13 protein-coding genes and 1 pseudogene are annotated in these 12,606 nt (G+C 60.7%); 10 read left to right on the top strand and 4 right to left on the bottom strand.

Features of this window, described 5'->3' with window-relative positions; genetic code table 11:
- Nucleotides 1-56 precede the first annotated feature (56 nt).
- The 7 genes from IHQ72_RS13615 (at nt 57) to IHQ72_RS13585 (ending at nt 6,352) form a co-directional block, all read left to right on the top strand.
- Nucleotides 57-743 carry a TetR/AcrR family transcriptional regulator gene (locus tag IHQ72_RS13615; RefSeq protein ID WP_192355346.1) on the top strand — a complete coding sequence of 229 codons (687 nt, stop codon included), beginning with the start codon at nt 57-59 and terminating at the stop codon, nt 741-743.
- An 85-nt stretch (nt 744-828) separates the two neighbouring features.
- Nucleotides 829-2,721: a bifunctional sugar phosphate isomerase/epimerase/4-hydroxyphenylpyruvate dioxygenase family protein gene (locus IHQ72_RS13610; RefSeq protein ID WP_258122897.1), complete on the top strand. Its 1,893-nt coding sequence runs from the start codon at nt 829-831 to the stop codon at nt 2,719-2,721.
- A 5-nt stretch (nt 2,722-2,726) separates the two neighbouring features.
- Entirely contained in the window at nt 2,727-3,527 is an 801-nt protein-coding gene (pcaD, locus tag IHQ72_RS13605) for a 3-oxoadipate enol-lactonase (RefSeq protein WP_258123825.1), read from the top strand.
- Nucleotides 3,524-3,928, top strand: coding sequence for a 4-carboxymuconolactone decarboxylase (pcaC, locus tag IHQ72_RS13600; RefSeq protein WP_258122896.1), 405 nt, complete (start codon nt 3,524-3,526; stop codon nt 3,926-3,928). The genes pcaD and pcaC overlap by 4 nt, the downstream gene beginning before the upstream one ends.
- The gene (gene pcaH / locus IHQ72_RS13595) at nt 3,925-4,683 is read left to right on the top strand and encodes a protocatechuate 3,4-dioxygenase subunit beta (protein ID WP_258122895.1); all 759 of its coding nucleotides are present in this window, start codon (nt 3,925-3,927) and stop codon (nt 4,681-4,683) included. Before pcaC ends, pcaH begins: the two co-directional genes overlap by 4 nt.
- Nucleotides 4,683-5,297: a protocatechuate 3,4-dioxygenase subunit alpha gene (gene pcaG, locus IHQ72_RS13590; protein ID WP_258122894.1), complete on the top strand. Its 615-nt coding sequence runs from the start codon at nt 4,683-4,685 to the stop codon at nt 5,295-5,297. Before pcaH ends, pcaG begins: the two co-directional genes overlap by 1 nt.
- Complete coding sequence (locus IHQ72_RS13585; RefSeq protein WP_258122893.1) at nt 5,294-6,352, top strand: 3-carboxy-cis,cis-muconate cycloisomerase; 1,059 nt, start codon at nt 5,294-5,296, stop codon at nt 6,350-6,352. Before pcaG ends, IHQ72_RS13585 begins: the two co-directional genes overlap by 4 nt.
- A gap of 58 nt (nt 6,353-6,410) precedes the next feature.
- Here the strand turns inward: IHQ72_RS13585 and IHQ72_RS13580 are convergent.
- Nucleotides 6,411-6,629: pseudogene (locus IHQ72_RS13580) on the bottom strand (N-methylproline demethylase); the annotation flags it as partial.
- Nucleotides 6,630-6,770: 141 nt separating this feature from the next.
- Here IHQ72_RS13580 and IHQ72_RS13575 point away from each other — a divergent pair.
- The 3 genes from IHQ72_RS13575 to IHQ72_RS13565 all read left to right on the top strand — a co-directional run bounded on the left by IHQ72_RS13575 (nt 6,771) and on the right by IHQ72_RS13565 (nt 9,042).
- A complete protein-coding gene (locus tag IHQ72_RS13575) occupies nt 6,771-7,400 on the top strand; it encodes a TetR/AcrR family transcriptional regulator (protein ID WP_258122892.1) in 630 nt (209 codons plus the stop codon).
- A gap of 12 nt (nt 7,401-7,412) precedes the next feature.
- Entirely contained in the window at nt 7,413-8,207 is a 795-nt protein-coding gene (locus IHQ72_RS13570) for a pyrroline-5-carboxylate reductase family protein (RefSeq protein WP_258122891.1), read from the top strand.
- 541 nt (nt 8,208-8,748) lie between these two features.
- The gene (locus IHQ72_RS13565; RefSeq protein WP_258122890.1) at nt 8,749-9,042 is read left to right on the top strand and encodes a hypothetical protein; all 294 of its coding nucleotides are present in this window, start codon (nt 8,749-8,751) and stop codon (nt 9,040-9,042) included.
- Between the two features lie 6 nt (nt 9,043-9,048).
- Here the strand turns inward: IHQ72_RS13565 and IHQ72_RS13560 are convergent, their stop codons facing one another.
- The 3 genes from IHQ72_RS13560 to IHQ72_RS13550 are packed head-to-tail and all read right to left on the bottom strand — an operon-like array spanning nt 9,049 to nt 12,553.
- Complete coding sequence (locus IHQ72_RS13560; RefSeq protein WP_258122889.1) at nt 9,049-10,143, bottom strand: Glu/Leu/Phe/Val family dehydrogenase; 1,095 nt, start codon at nt 10,141-10,143, stop codon at nt 9,049-9,051.
- Nucleotides 10,144-10,155: 12 nt separating this feature from the next.
- Entirely contained in the window at nt 10,156-11,445 is a 1,290-nt protein-coding gene (locus IHQ72_RS13555; protein ID WP_258122888.1) for a M24 family metallopeptidase, read from the bottom strand.
- A 4-nt stretch (nt 11,446-11,449) separates the two neighbouring features.
- Nucleotides 11,450-12,553, bottom strand: coding sequence for a GlxA family transcriptional regulator (locus tag IHQ72_RS13550; RefSeq protein ID WP_258122887.1), 1,104 nt, complete (start codon nt 12,551-12,553; stop codon nt 11,450-11,452).
- Between the last annotated feature and the right edge of the window lie 53 nt (nt 12,554-12,606).

The following is a 12,606-nucleotide window of genomic DNA, read 5'->3' as shown; positions in this document are numbered from 1 at the left end:
ACTAACTGGTTAGTTTAGTCAAATGCCGGCTGCGCCGGGGCGGGAACTCAAACTGCATGGCAGTTATCAAGAAAGAACGAAAGCCGAAGCCGGACGCGAGCACGACGCGTATCCAGGACCCTGAGGGTACGCGACGCAACATCCTGGAGATCGCCTCCAAGGAGTTTGCCCTGAACGGCTTGTCGGGCGCGCGCATAGACGAGATTGCAGCGCGCACACGCTTCAGCAAGCGCATGATCTACTACTACTTCGGCGACAAGGAAGGTCTCTACCTGCGCGCGCTCGAGAACGCGTATCGCCAGGTGCGCGAGGGCGAGGCCCAACTTGATATCGAAGGTCTGCCCCCCGTGGCGGCACTGACACGCCTGGTGGAGTTCACATTCGACCACCATCACCGACACGAGGAATTCATCCGCATGGTGATGATCGAGAACATCCATCACGGCCAATACCTCGAACAATCGGATGCGATCCGCGAACTGAACGTGACTGCGATCGACCATATCTCTCGCATCTATTCACGCGGTGTCGAAGAGGGGGTCTTCCGGCCGGGACTCGACGCGGTCGAACTCCATTGGCAGGTAAGCGCGCTGTGCTTCTTCAACGTTTCCAATCGCACCACCTTTTCGATGATCTTCGGACGCGACTTCGGCGCGCCGGCACAACTCGAGCGGCTCAAACGCAACAGCGTCGAGATGCTGTTGCGTTTTGTCGCGAAGGACGAAGCTCCCGCAGAACGCTGAGCGCGCCGAAACTTGCGGTGCTGCCAGCGTTGCCTTAGTTATGTACGAACTGGTTCGTTCACAACAAACCAGGGAGGAGGCGCGTTTGAAGACTTCGATCGCGACGGTGTCGATCGCCGGTGACCTGGCGGAGAAATTCGCGGCAATTTCCGCCGCGGGCTTCGACGGTGTTGAAATCTTCGAGAACGATTTCCTCGCCTTTGACGGCTCACCGCGCGACGTCGGCCGAATGGCTGGTGACACAGGTCTGACCATAACGCTCTTCCAGCCGTTCAGGGATTTTGAGGGGTTGCCGGAGCCGCAGCGCAACCGCGCCTTTGATCGTGCCGAGCGCAAGTTCGACGTCATGCAGGAACTCGGCACCGACCTGATGCTGGTATGCTCGTCGGTGTCGCCGGTCTCGCTTGGCGGGATCGACCGGGCGGCCATGGACTTTCACGAGCTTGGCGACCGCGCCGCCAAGCGCGGTCTGCGCGTCGGCTACGAGGCATTGGCCTGGGGGCGTCACGTCAACGATCATCGCGATGCGTGGGAAATCGTGCGCAGGACTGACCATCCGAACGTCGGGCTGGTTCTCGATTCCTTCCAAACGCTGGCCCGCAGGATTGAACTCGGCTCCATCCGTTCGATACCCGCGGACAAGATCTTCATTGTCCAACTCGCCGACGCGCCGCTGATCGAAATGGACTTGCTCTATTGGAGCCGGCACTTCCGCAACATGCCAGGCGAAGGCGATCTGCCGGTGCGACAGTTCATGCAGGCGGTCGCGGCAACCGGTTATGACGGCTATCTGTCGCTCGAGATTTTCAACGACCAGTTCCGTGGCGGGTCGGCAAAGGCGATCTCCGTCGACGGACGGCGTTCGCTCGTATGGTTGATGGATCAGGTGCGGCGTGAAGAACCGGCACTTGACATGGCCATCCCGCCCATGCCCGACCGCATCGGGGTTGGAGGGGTCGAGTTCATCGAGTTCGCGGCCGATCGCCAGGACGCCGGACAGCTTGGATCGCTGTTGCGCATGCTCGGCTTTGTCGAGGCCGGTCGGCACGTCTCGAAGGAGGTCACGCTCTACCGCCAGGGCGAGATCAATATTGTCATCAATACGGAGCGGCAGGGCTTTGCCCATTCTTCCTTTGTTGTCCATGGCACGTCGGCATACGCGATGGGCCTGAAGGTCGAGGACGCCGCCGCCACGGTTGCGCGCGCCGAGGCGCTGGGCGCGGAGATCTTTCACCAGCGGGTCGGGCCCGGCGAGTTGTCGATCCCGGCGATCCGCGGCGTCGGCGGCGGACTGATCTACTTCCTCGATGCCAAGACCGACCTGGAAAAGGTCTGGGACATAGAGTTCACGCCGGTCACGTCGGCAAGTTCCGGCAATGGCGTCGGCCTCACCCGTATCGATCATGTCGGGCAGACCATGGCACAGGAGGAGATGTCGAGCTGGCTGCTGTTCTATGTCTCGATCTTCAGGACGACCAAGACCCCCATGGTCGACATCGTCGATCCGGCCGGCCTCGTGCGTAGCCAGGTCATCGAAGGTCTGGACAAGCGCTTCCGCCTCACGCTGAACGGCGCCGAGAGTCACCGCACGCTGGCTGGCCATTTCATCGCCGAAACCTTTGGTTCCGGCGTCCAGCATCTGGCACTCGCAACGGATGACATCTTTGCGACGGCGGCGAAGCTGCAGGCCAACGGCTTCGAACCACTTCAGATATCGATGAACTACTACGACGACGTAGAAGCGCGCTTCGGTTTGGATCCGGAGGTCGCCGATCGGTTACGCTCAGCCAACATCCTTTATGACCGCGACGACAACGGCGAATTTTTCCAGCTCTATGCGCCGACATTCGGAGAGGGGTTCATTATCGAGTTCGTTGAACGGCGCGGCGCTTATGCAGGATATGGTGCGCCGAACGCACCATTCCGCATTGCCGCGCAAAAACGGCTGATGCGGCCCAAAGGAATGCCAAAGGTATGACGGGTATGAACTTTGCTCGCATTAATGGCGCGACGATCCACTACCGGCATCGTCCCACAGCTGGCAGGCCGACGGTCGTCTTCGCGAACTCGCTCGGCACGGATATGCGCATCTGGAACGAGGTCGAGCGAAGGCTCGCCGACGACTGTACGTTCGTTGCGTTTGACAAGCGCGGACACGGCCTGAGCGAACTGGGTGGCGCGCCGCAAACAATCTTGACCCATGCGGCGGACCTTGCAGGGCTGCTCGACCATCTTGGCGTAAAGCGCGCGGTGATCTGCGGGCTTTCGATCGGCGGCGTCATTGCGCAATGCCTTTACAAGACGCGGTCGGATTTGATCGAGGGGTTGATCCTTTGCGATACGGCAGCGAAAATCGGTACGGCCGAGATGTGGAACGGGCGCATCAACGCGGCCCTGTCGGAGGGCATCGCGAGCTTTGCCGACGACGTGATGCAAAAATGGTTCACGCCGGATTTCCATAAGAATCGCGGCGAGGAACTGGCAGGGTATAAAACGATGCTGACGCGCCAGGATCCGGCCGGCTACGCTGCTGCCTGCGCGGCTATCCGCGACGCCGATTTCACCGCGACGACCGCCGCGATTAACGTGCCGACACTCTGCATTGTCGGCGATCAAGACGGATCGACGCCGCCTGAACTGGTGGGATCGCTGGCCCGCTCAATCCCCGCCGCACGGTTCGAGGTCATCGCCGGTGCGGGCCACATCCCATGCGTCGAGCAGCCGGAAAGGCTCGCCGGGCTGATCCGTGGCTTCCTGAACGACATGCGAAGAGAGCGCAAATGAGCAAGCCACAACACGGCGACCGATACGTCGAAGGGATGGCGACGCGCCGTTCGGTGCTGGGTGACGCCCATGTTGACCGCGCAGAGGTGGCCAAGACCGAATTCGACATTCCTTTCCAGGAACTGATCACGGAGGCTGCATGGAGCCACGTCTGGTCGCGGCCGAACATCACCAAGCGCGAGCGTTCTATGATCACCATCGCGCTGCTCGCCGCGCTGAAGCAGGACGAAGAGGTTGCGATGCATATCCGCGCCAGCGTCAATACCGGGGCGACGCGCGACGACATACGCGAGGCGCTGCTGCATGTGGCAATCTATGCCGGGGTACCGGCGGCAAATCATGCGATGAAGATCGCCAGGAAGACGTTCGACGAAATGGACGCTCAAGCCGGCAAATCATGACCAACTCGCGCTTTCCCGCCAACCGCACGCCGGAAATCGGCACCTTCTTTCAGCGCGACCGCAACTGGCATCCGCCGGCCTTCACGCCAGCCTACAAGACTTCCATGCTGCGCTCGCCGCAACGGCCGCTTCTTTCCCTCGACAACACCCTGTCGGAGCTTACGGGGCCGGTCTTCGGCCACAGTATTCTCGGTGAACTGGACAATGACCTCATACACAATTTTGCCGGGCCGGGCGAAAGCGCGATCGGGCCGCGCATCCTCGTCTATGGCCACCTACTCGACGAGCGCGGCATCGGCGTCGCCGGTGCGTTGCTGGAGGTATGGCAGGCCAACGCCGGCGGACGCTATCGACACAAGAAGGAGACTTATCTCGCGCCACTCGATCCGAACTTCGGCGGCTGCGGCCGCACCATCACCGGCGAGGATGGCTCCTATTGTTTCCGCACGATCCAGCCGGGGCCATATCCCTGGCCCAACGGACCCAACGACTGGCGTCCAGCTCACATCCATTTCTCGATCTTCGGGCACGGCTTCGCGCAGCGCTTGATCACCCAGATGTATTTCGAGGGCGACCCGATGATCTGGAGGTGCCCGATCGTGCGGACCATCAACGACCGCCGCGCTATTGAAGGCCTCACCGCCGCGCTCGACATGGAGGCAACGATACCGATGGATGCGCGGGCATACAAATTCGACATTGTACTGCGCGGCCGCCGCTCGACGCTGTTCGAAAACCGCATCGAGGACAACTGATGGTCCAGGGTCTCAGCCGGCTGAAGGAAAGCGCCTCGCAGACCGCGGGACCCTACGTCCATATAGGGCTGACGCCCAATTTTGCCGGTATCTCGGGCGTCTATGAACGCGACCTTGGCACCGCGATGGTCAACGACAAGACCAGGGGCGAACGCATCAGGGTCAACATCCGGGTGATCGACGGCGCCGGCTCGCCGCTGAAGGACGCGCTTGTGGAGATCTGGCAGGCGGACGCCGCCGGCATCTACAATTCGCCCTCGGATCTGCGCGGCTCCGCCGACCCGAATTTTACCGGCTGGGGCCGGCTGCCCACCGACATGACGACGGGCGAATGCATGTTCGAAACCATCAAACCCGGTCGCGTGCCCTTTTTCGACGGCCGCAAGATGGCGCCGCATTTGACGGTCTGGATCGTCGCGCGTGGAATCAACATTGGCCTTCACACCCGCATGTATTTCAGCGACGAGGAAACGGCCAACGCCGAGGATCCCGTCCTGATGCGCATTGAGCAAAGAGAGCGCGTGTCAACGCTGGTCGCGCCGCGCGATGGCGACATCTATAAGTTCGACATTCATCTCCAGGGCATCAACGAGACGGTCTTCTTCGACATATGATCGCAGCATTCGACAATCCCCTCCTGTCCGGGCTTCTCGGCGATGAGAAGATGGCGACGCTGCTCGGCGTCGAGGCCGAGCTTGCGACGATGCTGCGATTCGAGAAAGCGCTCGCCGACGCAGAAGGTGCACTCGGCATCGTCCCGGCGGCTGCAGCAAGCGCAATCGGACGCGTCCTCGACAACTTCCGGCCGGAAATCCATGCCCTGAGGGACGGAACGGAGCGCGACGGCGTCATGGTGCCGGAGCTCGTGCGGCAGATCAGGCATGCTGTGGGAGAGCCGCATTCGGAGCATGTGCATTTCGGTGCGACTAGCCAGGACGTGATCGACACGGCCATGATCCTGAGAATTCGCGCCTGTATCGACCTATTGGAAGAACGGCTTTCGGCTCTGGTGGTCGCCTTCGCCGATCTCGGCCATCGGTTTGGCGATCGCCCGCTGATGGCCCGAACCCGAATGCAGGCAGCGATTCCGATTTCCGTAGCCGACCGCGTCACAAGCTGGCGCGAACCGCTCGAGCGCCACCACGAGCGGCTTCAATCGGTGCGAGGATCGGTTCTCGTCATCCAGTTCGGCGGCGCCGTCGGGACACTCGAGAAGTTCGCAAACAAGGGCGCCGCCATCCGTGCCGCGCTGGCCCGGCGGCTAAGCCTCGGCGACGCGCCGCAATGGCACAGCCAGCGCGACCGCATCGCTGAGCTGGCCAACTGGCTGTCGCTTGTGACGGGCGGCCTCGGCAAGTTCGGGCAGGACATTGCGCTGATGGCGCAGGCAGGCGACGAGCTCCAACGGGCGGGCGGCGGTTCATCATCCGCCATGGCGCACAAGCGCAATCCCATCGACGCCGAGATGCTGGTGACGCTTGCCCGCTACAACGCAGTCCAATTGTCGGGAATGCATCATGCGCTGATCCATGAGCAAGAGCGCTCTGGTGCAGCCTGGACGCTGGAATGGTTGATCTTGCCGCAGATGCTCATGGCGGCTGGAGCATCGACCTGTGTCGCGGACAGGCTGGTCCGAACCATAGCGGCAATCGGAAGCAAGGTTGACTGATCCCACTAGGCGGCTCACGCCGTGGATCTTGCGATTTAGCCGTCTCCGCCACCACTTAGTCAGTAAGAACCGCGGGACTGTCCTTCGAGATCGCCGCAGACCCGGCCGTCATCGTCATCGCCACACCGCCCTTGGCCCTTTCTACCGTGTAAGCAAGATAGCGCTGCTTCGGCATCCCGTCCTCCGGGTAGGCCGGCTCGTGGGAAGTCACGATGATGCGATTGCGCAGGGTCAAATGCTTGAGTTTGTACGGCTGCGGAAGGGGATCGTTCGACATCTGACGGACTCCGGGCTGGGACGGTACGAACGCTACTCCAAAATGTACAGCGATGTCAAGTTTACATGCTGACATGTCGGCCAAATCGACACAGATGTACATTTTTCTGGTTTTCACCTCGACATTTTGTTAGGGTGGCTCATGGAGCAAATTTCGAACGACAGCGGATGGCGCGGATCGCCGGAGGGATGGCTTGAAGCCGCCTACGACTTGCTTCTGGAATCTGGCGTCGACACGGTGAGAATTTCGCCATTGGCCAAGAAGTTGGGGCTGTCGCGCACCAGCTTCTATTGGTTCTTCAAGGATAGGGAAGAACTGTTGGCTGCCCTCGTGACCCGCTGGCGGGACAAGAACACTGGCAACCTCGTCAAGCAGGCTGAGGCCTATGCCGAGACGGTCGCCGAAGCGATGCTGAACGTTTTCGACTGCTGGCTCGACAAATCCTTGTTCGATTCCCAGTTCGAGTTCGCAGTTAGAAGCTGGGCGCTTCAGTCCCCTGACATTCTGGCAGAGGTCCAGAAAGCCGATCAAACGCGCCTCGACGCAGTGAGCCAGATGTTCGTCCGCTTCGGTTACAAGGAAAGCTCGGCCGACGTTCGAGCGCGCACCATCTACCTGGTGCAGATCGGCTACATCTCAATGCAGACCAAGGAAGATCTCGCGGCCCGCATGAAACGCATTCCCGGCTACGTGGAGATTTTTACGGGTAAGGCCCCGCAGAAGCGCGAGCTGGATCGGTTCTTCGCCAGACATGGCTATTCGGCGGGTTGAGGAGGAGTAACTATGGGCGAACCCTTGAGCATCGGAATAGTTGGCGGAGGTGGCTGGCTTGGACGCGCCTTCGCCGAGGCCATCATCGATGCGCAGATAGTGCCCCCCGAGCAACTCACTCTCTCTCATAGAAGCGGGCAACCCGGCTTTCTGCCAAGCGCTACATGGACCAGGAACAATCAGGAACTGGTCGATCGATCCGATGTCGTCATCGTATCGGTCCGCCCCCAGGATTGGCCTGCCATTGAGATTTCTGCGCATGGGAAGCTCGCCATGTCGGTCATGGCCGGGATCCCTCTCGATCAATTGGCTAAACGTCTCAAGACCGACCGCATCGTCCGCGCGCTTCCGAATGCCGCGGCAGAGGTGCGGAATTCCTATACTCCCTGGATAGGCTCCCAGGGCGTCACAGCGGATGATCGCAATGTCGTTCGCCGGATCCTGGAAGCCTGTGGCGCTGCCGATGAAGTCAAAAGCGAAGCAGATATCGATTATCTGACGGGCCTTACAGGCTCCGGGCCGGCGTTTCCGGCGCTTTTGGCGATGGCGATGATTGACGATGCGGTCAGCCGAGGAATGAACCCAGATATTGCGCGGCGGGGCGTCAGCGCAGTGCTTGTTGGAACCGGCAAACTCCTCGAGGCTCGCGCAGAAAATCCCAAAGATATCGTCCAGACTTTCGTCGACTACCGCGGCACTACCGCGGCTGCAATCGAGGCCATGCGTGCAGCCGGGTTTGAAGCAGCCGTGCGAGAAGGCCTTGCCGCAGCGCTTTGGAAATCCGTGACTATGGGACAAGCCACCTGACTGCCGCACGAGCCCTGCCTCCCTCCGACCACTGAGATTGGCCGTGCGTGCCGCAGCGGTATGAAATGGCTGGACGCTCCCAGAAAATCTTAACGGCTCTGAGGTCAATTCGGCGATTAGAGAGCTTGCCAGGCCCGCACTCGCACGCCGCGGTGCGGATCAAGGCACGGTTCGCCTCCTTGGCATGTTGTGGGGGCCATAGGGCGGCAGGCCGACAAGTGCCGTGGGCGAGATGACGCCAATGGCCCGCGAGCTCGGGCCGGCGATGGAGTCCCGACTGCCTGGTGGGGCGAATATGGCAGGAGCGTGCCTCAGAAGCGGCCCGTCTCGCGCGAACGTGAATACACCGGCTGCTGCTGGTGGCGTGAGATCGCCGCAGCGCTAGTTTGAGTCCGCACTGGTATTAGGTCGACAAACGGCTCCGATATCGGACTTTCGGCATCAATTTTCGGCACTCAAAGAACGCGTCCACTTTCTATGACTATCCTCCAGTGACGGGTTCGACAGTAATTCGCTTGACTGCACCGTGCCGGCAAAGGCGATGCCGGATAAGTTCGGGCGATATCTTCGCGGAAATGGAAAGGTGCAGCGTTATGACGAGCGCTGGCTCAGGCTTATCGCGCTCCGCCACGACGGATCGAAGCCTAAAGCCAAACCGTTCGCAGTCGATAAGAATACGGATCAGGCCGTCATAGCTGCCGCAGACATGTGCGAGTACGCGCACCTGCCCGGTTCCATCACAGTTCAAAAGAAGAACTCCAGCAGCTTCAAGATGGAAGTCCGCGATCGGGAATCAGCTGCGGCAGTCGCCGGAATGCGTCGAGCCCCATGCTAGACCGCGTCAACTTGATCGGGGAAGGTCGAGGGGGGTCGGCGAGGAGCGATCGATGCGCGACGGGCGGTAGAGGATCGCTTGCGCCATATCGTCGGCGATCTCCCCCGTTGGTCGCTGCTCCTTCTTCGACCGGTGCAGCACTTCGCGCAGCACATCGGGAAACGCCTCGATCCTAGCGCGGACATCCTCGTCTTCGTAGGAAAGCACCTCTCCCGCAATCGCGAGGATGCCGCCAGCATTGACTAGGTAGTCGGGGCAATAGGTAATATTCCGAGCTAGCAGGAGCCGGTCGTCGCCGGCTGTCAGAAGCTGATTGTTCGCTCCGCCACAGACGATCCTGGCGCGGAGCCTGTCGGTCGCCGCGGCGTTGAGATCGCCGCCGAGAGCGCAAGGAGCAAAGATATCCACATCGAGCGACGCGATCTCTTCGGTGGCGACGACGTCCGCAGCGAACAATTCCGCGGCCCGGCGCGCATTCTCTGCCCGAACGTCGGCCACAACAAGTGACGCTCCAGTGGCCGCCAGCAGCCGACACAATTCAAGCCCGACATGGCCGACGCCCTTGACTGCGACCTTCAATCCGGCGAGGTCGCGGCCAAGTCGTTCGCGCGCCGCAAGACGCATGCACAAGAAAACGCCGCGAGCCGTGTAGGGCGACGGATCGCCGACTCTTGCCGAAAGGCCGGCGACGTGAAGGGTCTCTGTCGCCACGGCGTCCATGTCGCTGGCCACGCAGCCGACATCCTCCGCGGTTATATAACGTCCAGAGTATGTCTCGACCGCCCTGCCGAATGCGCGCATCATCGCCGGCGTCTTCCCTGACCGCGGATCCGCGATGATCACTGCCTTGCCGCCCCCGAGCGGCAGCCCGGCCAACGCGTTCTTGTAGGACATACCCTTTGACAGCCTGAGCGCGTCGGCAATCGCCTCAGCGTCGGTCTGGTAGGGGTAGATACGGCAGCCACCAGCCGCAGGCCCGAGCCGCGTGCTGTGGATTGCCACGATCGCACGCAATCCAGTCTGTTCGTCAGTGTGGAATCGGACCTGCTCATGTCCGTCGAACTCAGGACGAGAGGCGGCGCCGATCTCGATTGTCTGCATGGCTAGTCCTCCCTAGTCGTCTTCCCATGGAAACTTGTCGAGACGTTCAGCGCCCGTCGCGGTGATAAGCACTTGGGTTTCGAGCTTGATGCTTTCCGACCCCTCCTCGGCGATTAGGCTCTCTACGTCGATAACCATGTTTTCCTCAAATTGACCCCCGTGATTCCTCTCGAAGTCAGGGTGCAGGAGAACCATCGGCCATTCATCGGCCATGCCGACGCCGTGGACGGCAACCGGGTATCGAAAATTTATGTGTTTGTCGGGAATGCGCCATGACCGCTCGTTGAACTCTCGGAAGGTAAGCCCCGGTTTCAGAAGGGCAAGGTTGTGGTGAATCTGTTCGAGCGCGGTCTGATAGAGCTCGTGCTGCTTGGCCGTCATGCGGACATGGCCGCAAGTCCAGGAACGGGAAAGATCGGCACAATAGCCATAGGGACCGATCATGTCGGTGTCGAAGGAGACCATGTCGCCGCACTGGACGACGTAGTCCGAACATTCGTGAAACCACGGATTCGTCCGCGGGCCAGCGGCGAGCAGTTTTGTCTCCAGCCACTCACCGCCGGAGCGGGCATTCTCGAAATGAAGCTCAGCCCAGATCTCCCGCTCCATCCGGCCCGGTTCGGAGACCTCATACATTCGCGCCATGCCTGCCTCGCAGACGCGGATAGTCCATCGCATCAATTCGATTTCGTCAGCGCTTTTGATGGCGCGTGCTCGCTCGGTCAGTTCCTGTCCTTCGACAATGTCGATGCCACGCTGCTGAAGTGCGAAGACGCCCATTGGCTCGATTTTGTCCACGGCGAGCCGCCGGTTCTTGCCTGCGGATGCCACGAGATCGACAATTTCGTCGGCCCACTCGCCGGCGCGAGTTTCGACATGTTCTCCTGAAAAGAGATAGAGCCAGTCTTTCGCCCTGCGGACCTCATCGACCGCTGGCAGCCCGACGTCGAGATGCTCGCAGCCTGCGAATTCGAAGATGATTCCTGGGCCTCCTGCCACGACCAGTGCGTATCGCGTGGCGTTGTGGGCGGTCCAGACGCCTTGGTTCGAACTGTCGAAAGCATAGCGGATGTTGACCGGATCGTAGAGAAGCAGGGCAGCGCAATCGTGCTCCGCCAGCTTTTCGCGGATGCGTGACATTCGGTAGGCGCGAGCCCGATCAAGCGTAGCTGCGGCGATTGGGCTCCTCAATGGAAGATGCGCACCTTCCGGGTTCAAATAGGTTTGCTTCCGCGGATCCTTGAAGACGTCCTGCCCGCGTTGGTGATCCTGTAAGCCGGGTTCCTCCGCGCGTTCTAACATAGTGTCAGCTCCTTCTCTGCTCTCGCGCATGCGACGAAAGAGGCTCTCTGTGCGATCCCCGCAGCGCGCTTGGCGGCTTCCCGAAATACTCTTGGCAGGTTTTCGCGAAATGTGACGATGACTCGAACCCGCAAGCGATAGCGATGTCGAGAATGGGGAGGTTGGTGGAATTGAGCAGTTGCCGTGCCCGCGCTAGTCGGAGCGAAAGGTAGTAGCGGTGCGGTGTCATCGAGAGGTAGCGGTGGAACAGCCTTTCAATCTGCCGTCGCGATACCATCACGGTCCGGGCTATCTCCTCCAGTAAGAGCGGTTCTTCCAAGTTTCGCTCCATTAGCCGGACGGCACGTATCAGCTTGTCGCTAGTCCCAGCTAAGCGAAGTCCAGGAGGCGCGGCCTGTGAAATCGCTCCATCACGTCTGTCGTCGGTCGTCAGGTGCCGGCAGACTGCCCGCGCGAGGTTTGAACCGAATTCCCTTTCGATAATATCGACGACCATGTCGAAGGCCGCGAAGCCGCCAGCACAAGTCACGATAGGTCCATCTCGGACAAACAAAGCATCGTCGATCCTGAGCCGGTCGAATGTTTCGGAGAGAGCGGCGATCTTTGGCCAGTGTATCGTGCATCGGACACCTGCCAGCAGGCGCGATTTGGCAAGAAGCCATGTGCCTGTGCCGACGCCATAAAGCCAGGCGCCCCGCCGCGCATACAGCCTCAGCAGCGCCATGACCGCGGCAGAACAATGGTCCTCGATGCCATCGCCCGAGCAAATAATCGCAGCATCAGGTATCCCACCTGCGTCGAGGCCGCGTCGCTCCGATTCGATGTCGCTGTTGACCCCAATGGAAATGCCACTCGCGCATTCGACAGCTTTTCCGGTCAAGCTAACAAGACGCCACCTGAACAGATTGCGCGTTGACAGATAATTCGCCAGTCGCAGGGGCTCGATCATCGAGGAGAGGCAAACTTGTGAGAACCCTGGAACAAGGAAAACCGCAAGCTCATATGGGCGGTTGCCCGTTTTCAGCGGTATTTCATCCAACTCTCGCAGGTCCCCCGGAACGGCATGCGGCATCCCGACGAGGCTGGTGTTCTTAGTCGGCGCATTCATGGCGGGTCGCTCCACTATGGGATCGCCTGACGACGGATGCCTCGGCGGCGCGG

The organism is Mesorhizobium onobrychidis (assembly GCF_024707545.1).
Taxonomy (GTDB): domain Bacteria; phylum Pseudomonadota; class Alphaproteobacteria; order Rhizobiales; family Rhizobiaceae; genus Mesorhizobium; species Mesorhizobium onobrychidis.
Note: the sequence above shows the minus strand (reverse complement) of the source record. Positions and strands in the feature narration are given on the sequence as shown.

What these genes read in the sequence shown, in the direction of transcription:
- IHQ72_RS13570 (WP_258122891.1), top strand. Translation starts at nt 7,413, where the DNA reads ATGGGCGAACCCTTGAGCATCGGAATAGTTGGCGGAGGTGGCTGGCTT.
- IHQ72_RS13615 (WP_192355346.1), top strand. Translation starts at nt 57, where the DNA reads ATGGCAGTTATCAAGAAAGAACGAAAGCCGAAGCCGGACGCGAGCACG.
- IHQ72_RS13550 (WP_258122887.1), bottom strand. Translation starts at nt 12,553, where the DNA reads ATGAATGCGCCGACTAAGAACACCAGCCTCGTCGGGATGCCGCATGCC.
- pcaC (WP_258122896.1), top strand. Translation starts at nt 3,524, where the DNA reads ATGAGCAAGCCACAACACGGCGACCGATACGTCGAAGGGATGGCGACG.
- pcaG (WP_258122894.1), top strand. Translation starts at nt 4,683, where the DNA reads ATGGTCCAGGGTCTCAGCCGGCTGAAGGAAAGCGCCTCGCAGACCGCG.
- pcaD (WP_258123825.1), top strand. Translation starts at nt 2,727, where the DNA reads ATGAACTTTGCTCGCATTAATGGCGCGACGATCCACTACCGGCATCGT.
- IHQ72_RS13565 (WP_258122890.1), top strand. Translation starts at nt 8,749, where the DNA reads ATGCCGGATAAGTTCGGGCGATATCTTCGCGGAAATGGAAAGGTGCAG.
- IHQ72_RS13560 (WP_258122889.1), bottom strand. Translation starts at nt 10,143, where the DNA reads ATGCAGACAATCGAGATCGGCGCCGCCTCTCGTCCTGAGTTCGACGGA.
- pcaH (WP_258122895.1), top strand. Translation starts at nt 3,925, where the DNA reads ATGACCAACTCGCGCTTTCCCGCCAACCGCACGCCGGAAATCGGCACC.
- IHQ72_RS13575 (WP_258122892.1), top strand. Translation starts at nt 6,771, where the DNA reads ATGGAGCAAATTTCGAACGACAGCGGATGGCGCGGATCGCCGGAGGGA.
- IHQ72_RS13555 (WP_258122888.1), bottom strand. Translation starts at nt 11,445, where the DNA reads ATGTTAGAACGCGCGGAGGAACCCGGCTTACAGGATCACCAACGCGGG.
- IHQ72_RS13585 (WP_258122893.1), top strand. Translation starts at nt 5,294, where the DNA reads ATGATCGCAGCATTCGACAATCCCCTCCTGTCCGGGCTTCTCGGCGAT.